This window comes from Dokdonella sp., from assembly GCF_049593775.1.
GTDB lineage: Bacteria > Pseudomonadota > Gammaproteobacteria > Xanthomonadales > Rhodanobacteraceae > Dokdonella.
In genome coordinates this window covers 1-13,819 of sequence record NZ_JBAWHJ010000401.1, presented here as the reverse complement: position 1 = coordinate 13,819, position 13,819 = coordinate 1, and the positions used below count along the sequence as shown (strand labels likewise).

Below are 13,819 nucleotides of genomic sequence, written 5' to 3'. Positions count from 1 at the left end.
TCCCCATTCCGGGCCCCTGAACAAGCAACTGCCGATGCAACTCACGCCACTCACGCATGCGCATGAATGAGAGGAAATTCGAGCGGCACCAGTCACGCAATTTGGACTGGGTGAATTCTTCGTGAGCCGTGGCATAGGCGACCCAAAGATTGAGCACGCCAAGGAAATCGGATTTGGGGTCGGCGAACCGAGCGTGGGCGGCATCGGCTTGCGGGCGGGAGTCAGCGGGTCGTTCGCGCGGATCCTGGATGCTCAGGAACGAGACCAGGATCATCAGCTCGCGGGAAACCTCAAGCCGTTGTGCTTCGATCAACATGCGAGCCAGCGAGACATCGACTGGCAAAGTCGCGATCGTGGCACCTGTTTTCGTCAACCGATGCTCTTCGTCGATGGCACCGATCTCGATCAGGCGCCGATAGCCATCACCAATTGCGCGATCGGGCGGGGCCTCGACAAACGGAAAGTCGGCGACATCCCCAAGCTTCAGGCTCAGCATGCGCAGGATCACGCCGGCCAGCGAAGTACGCAGAATCTCGGGATCCGTATAGCGCGGCCGCTCGGCGTAGTCGTCTTCGCCAAAGAGGCGGTAGCAGATGCCGGCGCCGACACGTCCGCAGCGGCCCTTGCGCTGGTCAGCAGCGGCCTGGGAAATCGGCTCGATATGCAGGCGTTCGAGCTGTCCGCGCTGGCTGTAGCGTTTGACTCGCGCCATGCCGGTATCCACGACGAAGCGGATGCGTGGAACCGTCAGCGAAGTCTCCGCGACATTGGTCGCCAGCACGATGCGTCGTTTCGGACCCGGCTTGAACACGCGATCCTGTTCGTTTGCCGACAGTCGCGCATACAGGGCAAGCACTTCCGTTTCGCGATACTTGCGTCGATCCAGGGCCAGATGTGCATCGCGGATTTCGCGTTCACCGGGCAGGAACACGAGCACATCGCCGCGCGGATCCTCGGCCGCAATTTCGTCCATCGCAGCGATGATCTGCTCGACCAGGCTGGTTTCACCGCGTTCGGGCGGCGGCCGCCATCGGACTTCGACCGGATAAGTGCGCCCCTCAACCTCGACCACCGGCGCATTGTCGAAGTGTTCGGAAAAGCGCGCCGTGTCTATCGTCGCCGAGGTCACGATCAGCTTGAGATCGCGCCGTCTGGCAAGCAGCCGCTTGAGGTAGCCCAAAAGGAAATCGATGTTGAGGCTGCGCTCGTGCGCCTCGTCCAGGATGATCGTGTCGTAGGTGCCCAACCAGGCATCGCCCTGGGTCTCGGCGAGCAGGATGCCATCGGTCATGAACTTGATCAGGGATGCATCGCCGACCTGCTCGGTAAAACGCACCTGGAATCCGACCAGATCACCCACCGTCGTGGCGAGCTCGCTGGCAACGCGCCGAGCAACCGTTCGAGCCGCAATACGCCGAGGCTGGGTACAGCCGATCATGCCTGTTACGCCTCGACCCGCCGCAAGACAGAGCTTGGGCAGCTGCGTCGTCTTTCCCGAGCCGGTCTCGCCAGCCAGCACAATGACCTGGTGCTCGCGGATCAACTTGATGATTTCGTCGCTGCGATCCGCAATCGGCAGGGATTCATCGATGCGGATGGCCGGCACTCGGGCAGCCCGCGCGGCAACACGGGCCGTCGATGCTTCGATGTCCGCAGCCAGCCGGGAAACCTGTTCAGGCGTCACCCCGTCCGGCGCTTTCTGAAGACGCCGCCAGCGGCCGAGCAGGCGCCCACGATCACGAGACATGATGCCGGCCAATGCGGGTTCGAGAAGTTTGAGATCGGACATGGGAAAAAATGATTGCTGGCTGCGAGTGTTCCGCCAGGCAATCAGGAGGCTCGGTGGCGAAAGCCGACATGATAGCGGTTGGCTATGGGATTGATCCCGACAATCGATTTCCATCTTGGCCGCGACTGGCGGAAACTAGTCCAACCCCAGACCAGAGGAATTCGCACATGGCCATTGATATCGGCATTTCAGCCAAGGATCGCAAGAAGGTCGCCGAGCATCTGTCGAAGCTGCTGGCGGACAACTACTCGCTCTACCTGAAGACGCACAGTTTCCACTGGAACGTGACCGGGCCTATGTTCAACAGCCTGCACATCATGTTCGAGGGTCAGTACAACGAATTGTGGCTGGCCAACGACGTCATCGCCGAACGCATTCGCGCGCTCGATGTCATGGCTCCCGGCTCTTATTCGCAGTTCGGAAAGCTGACTTCGATCAAGGAGGAATCCGGCGCTCCTGCGTGGAAAGACATGGTGGCGCAGCTCGTTGATGGCCACGAAACAACCGCACGCACAGCGCGCGACACGATCAAGGCCGCCGAAAAGGCCGGCGACCAGCCGACCGCCGATCTCGCTACCCAGCGCGTCGAATCCCACGAGAAGACCGCGTGGATGCTGCGCTCACTCTTGAAGTAGTCGCATGGCTTCGCCATGCCGGGAATGGGGCTGGCGCCTTTGGCGCCGGGAGTGGAGAGTGGGGAAGGGTTGAAGCGGTTCGAGGTAGCTAGCCGAAACTCGCGACGACCATACCCTTGTGCTCTATCCAAATCCATTCAGGCATCTTTCTCCTGCCCTTCCCCATTCCCCATTCCCCATTCCCGTTCAATCAATCAAACCCGTCGGCGAAGATCACATCGTTGTCTGACTCGAGAGTGATGCCGTCGAAGGCGACGTTGTATTCACGGAAACCCTGCGCATCGGGGACACCGGCATCGCGCGCCACCAGGGATATTTCAACGGCTGCGTTGGACAGGTAGTCATCCGTGGAGATGGAGAACCGTCCTGGCGTGGGTGACAGCAGCCAGCTGGTTGCTGCCGGAACCACCACATCTCCTTCTTCCAGAACCAGACCGGTGCAACCATAGGCCGGAAATGTCGGCTTGAAGACCTTCCAGTGGACACGCAATCCGTCGCCGGGACTGGACATGGTAGCGCCGGGTGATCGTCCCCACCCGGTCACTTGATATAGCCCGGGGCCGGGCAGCACCTGGCACTGTTTCGCCATGGTCACGCTAGCGGCACCGCCCGAGATATTTCCCAGCACCCTCAATGATCCCGATCCGCTCTCGCCGCTGCCATTGTCGGAGTCACGGCTGACCAACCCCGGATAGGGCAAGTTCCACTGGCTCAGATCGGTATTGAACGAATCGTTGACCATGATGTTGCCGATCGACCGGCGTTCGTAGGCGCCGAGGTCGACTAGGCCGACACCAGGCACCAGCGGCAGATTGACTGAGCGCGGATTGCGATCCAGATCGTCGATGCCGTCCAAGCCGCTACTGTAGGGCACCAAGTCGATGGCCTCCGAGCCGGCGCGCAAGTGGTAATCCTTCAGCGTCGGGTTGATGAAGCCCGGATCGAACGGGTACAGGCGATTGGACACGCCCGGAATGCTCGTCGTCTCGTTGGCCAGCACGTAGTCACCATCGAAGGTGCCGCTCGATGCCGCCGTATCGCGCACGGCTTTTCCGGGCTGCCAGATGATGCTGCGGTTGAGCTCGACATGGCCGCGATGAGCAATCACGCCAGGGCCGCCGATGCTGTTGTCGGTGATGGTCAGGTGGTTGAGAGCTACGTTTGGATCGTCCTCGGGGAACTGCAACACCGCCGCGCTGAAGGTGTTGTTGTCGATCAGGGTGTTGGTGACCTTGACAGAGAAGGCGCTGGTCAGGTCAAGCAGGCTGCGTGCGCTGTTGCCGGTGAATCGATAGTTTTCGATCTGCATCCACGTATCTTTGGTGCTGTGGATCAGCGCACCGTCGGTGGGATTGTCCGCTGCGTCGGTGCTGCGATTGTTCTTGACCACGCTGCAGGCAACGCCCGGATTGCAAGCGACACTTGTTGCTGGGCGGGGGTCGAAGCTCCTCGTGCTATTCATAAGCAAATAGCCACTACTTGTGTCCCCTGAGAAGTCGGAGTTACTGGCAAGAAAAGCAACCGACCCGATCGGTGCCGAGTTGTTCTCCAGCGTCGTATCCCACATCTTGATTATCCCAACCAGGTAACTGAGGACTCCGGCATCTGCGTCCGCGTAGAACGCGCCGCCCGCATCCGTGGCCCGGTTGCCAATGACTTTCTGCGGTTTGGTTGGATCGGTGGTGAACAGATACACCGAACTGTTATCGAAAATGCCACCCGTATCCGAATCAGCAAGCGCCGCGATACCGCCACCAGCACGCGCCGTGTTGTCCTTGATCACGCCTAGGCCGTAGCCGGTCGAACCAATATAGGCAGTAGCCGGTGACAACACCGCCATGCCGCCGCCGTAGCCGTGATAGGTGCCGGGCGGCGAATTCGCCAGTCCGGTGGCACGGTTGAGCCAGATCGCAGTGTTGGGTTCGAGCGCATAGAGGGTGATCTCGCCGCGCAGATGCACACCGCCACCGTCCTGCGTCGCGAGGTTGTTGGTAATGGTGGTATTGCCGACAAACAGAACGGTGGCATCGGGGCCAGTGCCGCGAGCCGACAAACCACCGCCGTAGCCGGCCTCGTTCTGGGTCAGAGTCACGTTGTTCAGGGTCAGGGTACCGCTGCCGGTGTAGTCGATTCCGCCACCGTAGTGGATGCTCGAATCGTCACCGTCCCTGATGAACAAATCCTCGATGAGAATTTCTGCAGCACCGGTTTCAACGGTAAACACTGAATCCGCCGATCCTCCATTGCCGCTGACAATGGTGGGCCCTCCGGATGGCTCGGCAGAGGTGCAGGTCGCGTAGCCGCCGCTGATCGTCAACGGTTGATCTTGCTGGATCTTCACTGCCTGCGCGGTATAGGTGGCGCCGCGCGAGATGATGATGTGATCCAGGCCGGGGTTCGCATTTGCCATATTCACTGCGGTCTGGATCGAGCCCGTGGTACAGCCCGAGCCACCCGTGGTTGCGCCAACGGTATAAATGGCGGCCCAGGCAGGCGACCCCCCGACCAGACTGATCAGCAACGCTCCCCGGATCACTATTTTCGAATTCACAACGTTTACTCCCACCAAGGGCTACTGCCCGAACAGGGGAGAGAAACGTGATTGTGCGAGGAAAAGCGACATTGGCGAACGTGTTGGGTTTCGCGAGGCTTTCAAGCACTCGCCCGCTGGGGAAATCCAATCTATCGGGTGTTGGAGGTGAGCCTGTCCCGAGACTGCCGGAAGAGAATCCAGATTGGTGGTCTCAACGCGTCAACTTCCGATCATGGTTCGACGAGCTCACCACGAACGGAAGTCGATTGAATTGTTCGTTCAGCCAGCAGTGGCGCTTTTTGCCAAGGCGGTGACGCGTTCATGCAGACCGAGATTCACGGCCGCAACAGGCAGACCCAGAGCCAATGCACGCTTGGCCTCGGCGGTCGCCATGTCGTTTTCATCGGTCGCAGACAACGCAATGGCATGCAAAGCCAGTACATCGAACTGATGTGGCGTCGGGTTTGGCATGCGCTCGCGCCAGTCGGCGATCAATACCTCGACTTCAGTTCGCGCCTCGGCGGCACGATTCGACTGAAGCAGTGCATTCGCATGGACGATGCCGGCGAGCATCGCATCCTGGCTTCGCTCCGCCTTCTTCTCGCGCAGGATTTCCAGAGCCTTTTCGCTTAGCGACAAGGCCTGCGCCGCATCGCTACGCGCCAACGCCAAATCGGCCTGAACAACGTATCCGGCAGCAACTCGCGCATGCTTGTCGCCGTATTCACGTACGCGTTGTTCAAGCGCCTGGGCGATCTCGGCATCGGCCTCGTCCAGTCGGCCGGCACGCAGCAACAGCAATCCACGGAGCTGGTGCGCACCGGCGCACTTGTCATTGCTGTCACCACCCGGAGCTGCGCACAAGCCAAGCGCGGTTTGCAGACTCCGTTCGGCGGCTTCATCACGGCCTTGCGCGTAGTCCAGTGTCGCACTCATCACCCATGAACTGATGCGGCCCAGGCTTCCCGCCGGAAGGCTCGCTTCATCCAGCTTGATCGCTTCTTCAAGGGCAGATTCCGCGCCAGCGTACATTCCGAGTTGGCCACGCACGCCGGCAAGATTTCGCAACGTGATTGCGTTGTAGCCGAGCGCAGGATTTACGCGACGCTCAATATTGGTGATTTCGGTGAACAGAGCCTCGGCGCCCACCGGATCACCCAGGTTCACCTTGGCCACGGCCAGGTTGTTCGAGATATCGGCGTATACGGTGCCTTGGGCAAGGCCGTTTACGCGCCATTCGTCCAGCGAGGATTCAAGTTCAGGCGCGCCTTCAGCATAGCGGCCAGCGACGATCAGCGTCATCGCCGGATAGGTGCGGATCTGCATCAGTTCGATCGGATCCAGATCGGACAGATTCACCGCCTTGGCCGCCGCTTCTCGCGATGTGGCAATGGCTCCATCCACTTCGCCATTGCGAATCTGTGCGGCCGCGAGCATTTGCAGGCCCTCAACGGCATTCACACTGTTGTCCGCACGGAAGTATTCGAGCTGGGCCTTCAAGGGCTCAAGGACTTCCTTCGAACGATCCAGCCGGGTCAGTACGTTGGCGCGCTGCACCTGGGTGCTCCAGAGTTCCGGATCGCTTGCGGCATAAATCTGCTGCTTGAGCGCGATGGCCCGGTCCATCAATTCCAGCGCAACGGGCATGTCGCCATTGACCATGCTGACTTCGCCGAGGGTGGCGAGCACATCGGCACGTGTTGACGCCGGCATTTTGGTATCCGACTCGACACGCACTCGTGCCTCCTTGACAAGCAGAGCAGGCGTGGGCTGCTGATCCTTTTCCAGTTTCAGCTTGGCCGCATCGAACAGGCTGACCATGAAATCACGCACGCTGATCGCACGTTGCGCCTGCGCATCGGCTCGTATTGCTTCTCGCTGCGCCACGTTCGCCTGCCACATTGCCGCGGCCAATGCGGCGACGATGGCGATAACGAAAGCCGCACTGGTCAGCACCCCGCCCCTGTGGCGAGCGACAAATTTGCGTGCGCGATACCAGGAAGATGGCGGATGCGCATTGACCGGCTGGCGATCCAGGTAGCGCTCGATATCGTCGGCAAACGCGCCCGCCGAGGGATAACGCCGATCAGCCTCGGTCGACAAGGCCTTGAGCACGATATTGTCGAGATCTCCCTGCAGGACAGGCTTCATCGAGCGCATCGGCAGGGCAGACTTGCTCTCGCCCTTGCCTGCCAGCGCGCACTCCGCCGCGACCGCCGATGGCCGGCGCGGCGGCTGTCCCTGCGGTCGCAGACCCAGCAACAACTCATGCATGACGACGCCGAGCGAATAAACATCGGTGGCCGTGGTGATGGGTTGTCCGGTGACTTGTTCGGGTGCTGCGTAGTCGGGCGTGTAAACCCCGACCGTTGCATGATCGACATCATCCTCAAGCAATTTGGCAATGCCGAAATCGATCAGCTTCACCGTGCCCTCGGCGTCGACCAGAATATTCGAAGGCTTCAGATCACGATGCACGACCAGGCCTCGATGGGCGGCATCCACCGTCCGGCAAACCGTCAGCAGCAAGCTCAGGCGCTGGCGAACACCGAGTGAGTGCTCACTCGCGTAGCGGGTGATCGGTACACCGTCGACGTACTCCATGACCAGGAACGGAATACCGGCTGGCGTCACATCGCCATCGAACAGGCGCGCGATGTTCGGATGCGCAAGGTTCGCCAGCACTTGCCGCTCGCGCAGAAACAGGCGTTGTTCCAGCTCCGAATACAGGCCACGTCGGAGCAATTTGATCGCTACCTGTTGCTCGAAGTCACCGGCCTGGCGTTCGCCGAGGAAAACCGCCGCCATGCCACCCTTGCCCAACAGGCGAACCAGGCGGAATGCGCCGATGGTCTGTCCAACCAGGCTCTCCAGCGTGGGGCCATCGACCTTCATGCGACCGGCCAGTTCATCCGCCGGCGTATCGAGCACTCCCTGATCCGTGTCATCCGCGTGCAGCAGGCGCCGAACAGCGGCACGATCTCCGGGATCTGCGACGTGGCGCTCGAGCCAGGCCTCACGCTCAGCGGGCGGCAGCTCAACCACGCTGTCGAAGATCGCACGCAATCCAGCGAGGGAGTCGGGAGACTTGTGCGTATCAGGCGAGTCAGGAGGGATTGGCTTCATGCGGGCGAGTAACGACCTCTGGCGGGAAAGTACGACATGGCATCAGGCGATCAGGTCATGCAGGTAGGCACGCGCAAAGCGCCAATCCCGATTCAGGGTGCGCTCGGTGACTCCAAGCAACTCGGAAACCTTTGATAGTGGCAGCCCGGCGAAATAGTGAAGCGTGACCAATTTGCCCGCCCGCGGGTCGACACTTTCCAGTTGCCGCAATGCGTCATCCAGCCCGAGCACCTGGGTTGCCGTCAGGTCTGCGATATCGACATCGTCGATGTTGACCTTGACCACACCGGCACCTCGCTTCTCGCGCAATCGCAGGCGGGCGTGATCAACGAGAATGTGACGCATCGCCTGCGAGGCGTAGCTGAAGAACTGGGCCGGATCGGAGAATTCCAGCTCGCGTGCGGCCGAAACCTTTACATAGAGCTCATGGACCAGACCGGTGGTATTCAGCGTAGCGTCGCCGCTGCGAGCAAGCTGGTTGCTCGCCATGCCCTTCAGTCGCTCATAGACCTCGGCGAACAGGGCGTCTGCACTCAGGGCCTCGACCGGGTCCGGGCGGATTGATTCAGGAACAGGCATGGTTCAATCAACCGTCTACAAGGCAAGCCCGCAGTATTGTGGAAACAGCATGCGCATGACAGTGGCGTGGGCGACATTTCCTGCAAAGAGCCGGGTTCAGACGAACCGCTGACAGGACTCTGGTTGATGTCCGAGTACACCAACTCTCCCATAGTCGCCGCATGGCGATGCAACCGGCCTTATGACACCGGGGTATCAGGCGTCTCCTGCCGGCTTCCGAAGCTCAGCCGTGACGGCGCATTTCCAGGTGCCGATGGATGCCATAGGCCGCCCCGATCACGCCGGTCAGAACCGCCGGAACATAAAGCGCTCGGTAGACGAATGCGGAAAAGAGCCAGGCTCCGACAACCGCTCCGATCAGAAAGGCCGTCACCAGGGCAAGCAAGAGGCGAACGCGCCGCGAGTCGACCGGCAGACCTCTCATGCGATGACCGAGGAAAATACCCAGGTCGGTAAGCGTGCCGGAAAAATGCGTGGTTCTGAGGACCGCCCCGCTGTAGGTGCTGACCATCGCGTTTTGTAGTCCGCACGCCGCGGAAGCCAGGCAGTCACCCAGAAAATTGTCCGTTCCCAGCAAGGGCACGGCAAGCACCAGCAAGACCGCTTCCAGGGCGAGCACCACGCCATAGCGACGGCCAAGGCGCAAGGTGGAATCCTGGATGATCATTCCACTGAGCGTACAGCCCGCCATGAAGGAAAGTATGAGCGCGGCGAAATGCGTTGCCATCTTGAAATCGTGGTTGCCCAGGGCAATGCCCAGAAGCGTCGTCGTGCCAGTCAGGTGGGTGATTCCCTGATGCTGCACACCGAGGAAACCGGTCGCGTTGACGATTCCTGCGACAAAGGCCAGCAAGGCTCCGCCTGCAAGTACCCAGCGAGGGAGTTTGGCAAGTATCGTCACAGCTTGCGCCGAGGCGGCACCAGAAGGTCGCCAAACAGCAAGCCGGCGACCAGGGCCACCAGCAGGGTCATCAGGGTGATCCCGGTATCCAGCCCGAGCATGACATCACGCTCGAAGACAAAACTGAGCGTACGGAATCCGACACTTCCAGGAACCAGCAGGATGATGCCGGGCTCGCGGATCAGCGCCCCGGGACGGTTGAATACCCGTGCAAACACGTTGCTTGACGCGCCCAGCAGCAAGCCGCCGGCAAATACGCCGAACGCGGCGGAGACATAGACACCGCCCACGCGCGTACAGATGTAACCGGCGATGACCGCGCCGATGACAATGGGAAAGTAGCGAAGCGGGCTGCGAAACGTGATTGCGAAGGTGATCGCAGACAGCGGCACGGCAACCCATTCAGTCCACGCGGGAATGGCCAGCAACGGTACAGGTGGCGGAACCAGACCAAACAGGGCACAGATCTGGGTCGCGGCAACCGTACCGAATGCAAGCTTGAGCAGGACCGCCATCGCGCCTGCCATGCGCGCGGTGCCCGATACCAGATCCTGATTGGACAGCTCCCGGACTGCAGCGGTCAGGCTCATGCCTGGCAGCAGGATGATCAGGCTGGCAACCACCACGGAACGCACCTGGATCGGAACCAGATAAACCGCAACAACCGTGGCGATAATGGTCGCCAGCAGGGCCGAAATGGCCTCAAAGGCTGCTGCTATGTTCGGCCGTTTGCGCGCACTGAGTGCAGTCAGGCCGGTGACAAAGCCGATCACGGCCGCCGTGGCGACACCTGCCCAGCCTGTCAGCAGGATCGCCGCGACGCAGGCCGGCGCGATCGCGTAAGCCAGCAGAGTCAACAGCTTGAAGGCCAGCGATGGCTTGAGCGCGGCGATATCACGCAATCGACGGCGACCCTCGGCCAGGTCCATGACGCCGTTGATGACCTGGTCGGCAATCTCGTCGACCAGGCACAGGTGCTTGAGGTTGATCTCGCCGGGCGGCAGGCGCAGCACCTGAGTCAGCTCCGCGACGCCGCTTTCGCTATTGTCGAACTGCGAGAACGACATGATGATCGAGGTCGGCGTCGAAAGGATGTCGCAACTGAGCGAGAGTCGCTGGGCAACCAGGCTGATGGCTGCCTCAAGACGTGGCGCTGCCGTACCATATTCGTGCAGGCGCTTGGCCAGCTCGACTATGAATTCGACGCGCGTTGTCAGGGGCACACTGGTCATTTGGCAAAATCCATCGGATTCGATCTGGTTCGAGCGCGAAACACGGGGATGCTCCCACGGGCATCCCGCGAATCAATCCCCGGACATGGGCAGCAGTTCCGGACCGCCGCGCCAGCCTAATGGGGCTGGAACATTCACATTCAATGTGTCCGATTGTCCATGACCCGGTTCTCGGGCGAATGGTCCGCCTGCCCTCGATCCGGGCGAAAGCTGAATCCGCGAATATCGGATAACCGGCACAAACAGTGAAGTGTGAAGGATAGCTGCTAACCTTTGCACGATGGGGACGACGCGAAACGGGTGGCAACATGGTGTGCAGTCAGAACGGCACAATTGATTTGAATGTCCCGGCGCAAGCGCTTGGTGCGCGACGGTCAAGGCGTCCGTTCTGCCGGTTTTCGCGCCATTCTGCCCGGCATGCGGTCCGCACTCTGCAACCCGACGCACGAAACCACGGAATCCCTGCCTGAATGGACAGCATGGGCACCGCAACCATCTCCGAGGACAACAACACCATTGTTGCCGGCGGTGACTGGACGCTTGAACACCTGAACGGACTGTCGGCGCTGTCCAAATCGCTGCTTCAGCGCGTCAATGGCAAGATCAGTGTCGACGCCAGTGCTATCGGCCGTATCGATACGGCCGGCGCCAGCATCCTGCTCGAACTGGTGGAAGACGACGCCAATCGCGTCATGGTTGAATCCGAGGCCGTGCGCAAGCTGCTTGCGGTCGTGGCCAAGGCACAAAACGCAACACCCGCGGTGGAGCACAAGCCCGATACCGGCTTCCTTTCCAGCGTCGCAAACATCGGCGCGGCACTGGAAGAGTTCCGGGAAAAGAGCGTTGCCCTCGTCGGATTCATTGGCCTCATCCTTTCTGCATTCTCGCGCACGGTTTTGCAGCCGGGCAAATGGCGAATGACATCGACGATCGCGCACATCGAGCAGACCGGCCTGAATGCGCTGCCGATCGTAGGGCTGCTTTGCTTTCTGGTGGGTGCCGTGGTCGCCTTTCTTGGTGCGACTGTGCTCAAGGAGTTTGGCGCCAGCATCTATACGGTCGAACTGGTCGGCTACTCCTTTCTTCGCGAGTTCGGCGTCCTCCTGACCGCAATCATGGTGGCGGGCCGGTCGGGCAGTGCTTTCACCGCGCAGATCGGCTCCATGAAGGCACGCGAGGAAGTCGACGCAATCCGCACCTTGGGCCTTGAGCCGGTCGACGTACTGGTCATGCCACGCGTACTGGCCCTGCTCGTGTCGATGCCGATCCTGACCCTGGTCGGCATGCTCGCCGGGTTAGTCGGTGGCGCAGCGGTCTGCATATTCGCGCTCGATATCTCACCGACCATGTTCATCGTGCGCCTGCACGAAACGACTACCGTGCGCCATTTCTGGGTCGGCATGAGCAAGGCTCCGATCTTTGCCTTCCTGATTGCGGCGATTGGCTGCCTGGAGGGCTTCAAGGTTTCAGGCAGTGCCGAGTCAGTCGGCTCGCATACGACCTCCAGCGTCGTGCAATCCATCTTCGTGGTGATCCTGATTGATGCACTGGCTGCGATCTTCTTCATGGAGATCGATGTATGAACCAGGACGAACCGATCATCCGCATCCGCGGACTGCGCAACCAGTTTGGTAGCCAGGTCGTGCACGAGAACCTCGACCTCGATGTATACCGCGGCAACATCATTGGTGTCGTAGGCGGATCGGGCTCGGGCAAGTCGGTCCTGCTGCGCTCGATCATTGGCCTGGGGCGCCCTGCCGCCGGCAGCATCCGCCTGTTCGGCGAAGAGGTCTCTACCCTGAGCGACTCCCGCCGTGCCTTGATCGAACGACGCTGTGGCGTCCTGTTCCAGAACGGCGCGCTGTTTTCCTCGCTGACTGTTGCCGAAAACGTCGCCGTCGCATTGACCGAGCACCATGATCTCGATCCGCAACTGGTGGTTCAGCTGTCCAACCTCAAGATAGCCCTGGCCGGGCTGCCGCTGGAGGCGGGCGACAAGTATCCGTCGCAGCTGTCTGGCGGCATGGTCAAGCGCGCAGCGCTGGCCCGTTCGCTTGCGCTGGACCCCGACATCCTGTTCCTGGATGAACCCACCGCCGGCCTGGATCCGATTGGTGCCGCAGCATTCGACCAGTTGATCCTGACCTTGCGCGACAGCCTTGGACTCACCGTGTTCCTGATTACCCACGATCTCGATACGCTGTACACGATCTGTGATCGCGTCGCCGTGCTCGCAGACAAGCGCATCCTGGTTGCCGACTCGCTTGATGTCGTCGAAACCAACAGCAACGAATGGATCCAGGAATACTTCCAGGGTCCGCGCGGTCGCGCCGCACAACGCGCCGCCGCAAATCACACAGACCAACACGCAGGCCATTGACCATGGAAACCCGTGCACATCACATTCTTATCGGAGCATTCGCGATCGCCGCGTTCGTGGTCGGACTCGGCTTCGTGCTCTGGCTTTCCAACTCGGGAGCGGACAGCAAGTTCAGCGACTACGAAATCGTCTTCACAGAGGCGGTTACAGGCTTGTCCAAGGGCGGCCTGGTGCAATACAACGGCATCAAGGTCGGCGAGGTCACCCAGCTCAAGCTGGACGCCAAGGATCCGCGCAAGGTGATCGCCCAAATCCGGCTGGATAGCGATACGCCAGTCAAGGTAGATACCAAGGCCAAGCTCGGCCTTCTCGGCGTGACCGGCACGGCCTTCATCCAGCTCTCGGGTGGCAAACCCGACAGCAAGCCACTGCTGCCAACTGAGAAAAATCCGGTCCCGGTGATTGTTGCCGAAGAATCTGCCTTGGCCAAGATCATGGCTTCTGGCGAGGACATCGTCACCAGCGTCAACCAGTCCCTGTTGCGTGTCGGCCAGTTGTTGTCCAAGGAGAATATCGATCACGTCACCGCGACACTCGAGAACATCAACCTGATCACGACCACGGTTGCCGAGCAACGTGCCGACATGACGGTCGCCTTGACCCAGTTGGCCGACGCCAGCAGCGAACTGAAGTCGACCCTGGTC

10 protein-coding genes are annotated in these 13,819 nt (G+C 60.7%); 4 read left to right on the top strand and 6 right to left on the bottom strand.

Features of this window, described 5'->3' with window-relative positions; all coding sequences use genetic code 11:
* Nucleotides 1–1,789, bottom strand: a 1,789-nt coding sequence (gene hrpA, locus WBP53_RS13780) for an ATP-dependent RNA helicase HrpA (protein WP_423929866.1), incomplete at its 3' end; no start/stop codon positions are given.
* 167 nt (nucleotides 1,790–1,956) lie between these two features.
* Between hrpA and WBP53_RS13775 the strand changes: the two genes are divergently transcribed.
* Entirely contained in the window at nucleotides 1,957–2,424 is a 468-nt protein-coding gene (locus WBP53_RS13775; protein ID WP_423929864.1) for a Dps family protein, read from the top strand.
* 190 nt (nucleotides 2,425–2,614) lie between these two features.
* On the opposite strand, the gene WBP53_RS13770 is transcribed toward WBP53_RS13775, so the two are convergent.
* The 5 genes from WBP53_RS13770 to WBP53_RS13750 all read right to left on the bottom strand — a co-directional run bounded on the left by WBP53_RS13770 (nucleotide 2,615) and on the right by WBP53_RS13750 (nucleotide 10,795).
* On the bottom strand, nucleotides 2,615–4,975 hold the full coding sequence (locus WBP53_RS13770; RefSeq protein WP_423929862.1) for a hypothetical protein: 2,361 nt from the start codon (nucleotides 4,973–4,975) through the stop codon (nucleotides 2,615–2,617).
* Nucleotides 4,976–5,236: 261 nt separating this feature from the next.
* Nucleotides 5,237–8,083, bottom strand: coding sequence for a protein kinase domain-containing protein (locus tag WBP53_RS13765; RefSeq protein WP_423929860.1), 2,847 nt, complete (start codon nucleotides 8,081–8,083; stop codon nucleotides 5,237–5,239).
* Between the two features lie 42 nt (nucleotides 8,084–8,125).
* A complete protein-coding gene (locus WBP53_RS13760) occupies nucleotides 8,126–8,662 on the bottom strand; it encodes an ECF-type sigma factor (RefSeq protein WP_423929858.1) in 537 nt (178 codons plus the stop codon).
* A 223-nt stretch (nucleotides 8,663–8,885) separates the two neighbouring features.
* A complete protein-coding gene (locus tag WBP53_RS13755) occupies nucleotides 8,886–9,563 on the bottom strand; it encodes a YoaK family protein (RefSeq protein WP_423929856.1) in 678 nt (225 codons plus the stop codon).
* Nucleotides 9,560–10,795, bottom strand: a complete 1,236-nt coding sequence (locus WBP53_RS13750) for a threonine/serine ThrE exporter family protein (protein ID WP_423929854.1) — start codon at nucleotides 10,793–10,795, stop codon at nucleotides 9,560–9,562. The genes WBP53_RS13755 and WBP53_RS13750 overlap by 4 nt, the downstream gene beginning before the upstream one ends.
* 479 nt (nucleotides 10,796–11,274) lie before the next feature.
* Here WBP53_RS13750 and WBP53_RS13745 point away from each other — a divergent pair, with 479 nt between their 5' ends.
* From WBP53_RS13745 to WBP53_RS13735, 3 genes are all read left to right on the top strand, one after another.
* On the top strand, nucleotides 11,275–12,378 hold the full coding sequence (locus tag WBP53_RS13745) for an ABC transporter permease (protein WP_423929852.1): 1,104 nt from the start codon (nucleotides 11,275–11,277) through the stop codon (nucleotides 12,376–12,378).
* Nucleotides 12,375–13,175, top strand: coding sequence for an ABC transporter ATP-binding protein (locus tag WBP53_RS13740; RefSeq protein ID WP_423929850.1), 801 nt, complete (start codon nucleotides 12,375–12,377; stop codon nucleotides 13,173–13,175). The genes WBP53_RS13745 and WBP53_RS13740 overlap by 4 nt, the downstream gene beginning before the upstream one ends.
* A gap of 2 nt (nucleotides 13,176–13,177) precedes the next feature.
* Nucleotides 13,178–13,819, top strand: a 642-nt coding sequence (locus WBP53_RS13735; RefSeq protein ID WP_423929848.1) for an MlaD family protein, incomplete at its 3' end; no start/stop codon positions are given.

Excerpts from the sequence above, each read along its gene's own strand:
- WBP53_RS13740 (WP_423929850.1), top strand. The coding sequence starts at position 12,375 with ATGAACCAGGACGAACCGATCATCCGCATCCGCGGACTGCGCAACCAG.
- WBP53_RS13765 (WP_423929860.1), bottom strand. The coding sequence starts at position 8,083 with ATGAAGCCAATCCCTCCTGACTCGCCTGATACGCACAAGTCTCCCGAC.
- WBP53_RS13760 (WP_423929858.1), bottom strand. The coding sequence starts at position 8,662 with ATGCCTGTTCCTGAATCAATCCGCCCGGACCCGGTCGAGGCCCTGAGT.
- WBP53_RS13745 (WP_423929852.1), top strand. The coding sequence starts at position 11,275 with ATGGGCACCGCAACCATCTCCGAGGACAACAACACCATTGTTGCCGGC.
- WBP53_RS13775 (WP_423929864.1), top strand. The coding sequence starts at position 1,957 with ATGGCCATTGATATCGGCATTTCAGCCAAGGATCGCAAGAAGGTCGCC.
- WBP53_RS13750 (WP_423929854.1), bottom strand. The coding sequence starts at position 10,795 with ATGACCAGTGTGCCCCTGACAACGCGCGTCGAATTCATAGTCGAGCTG.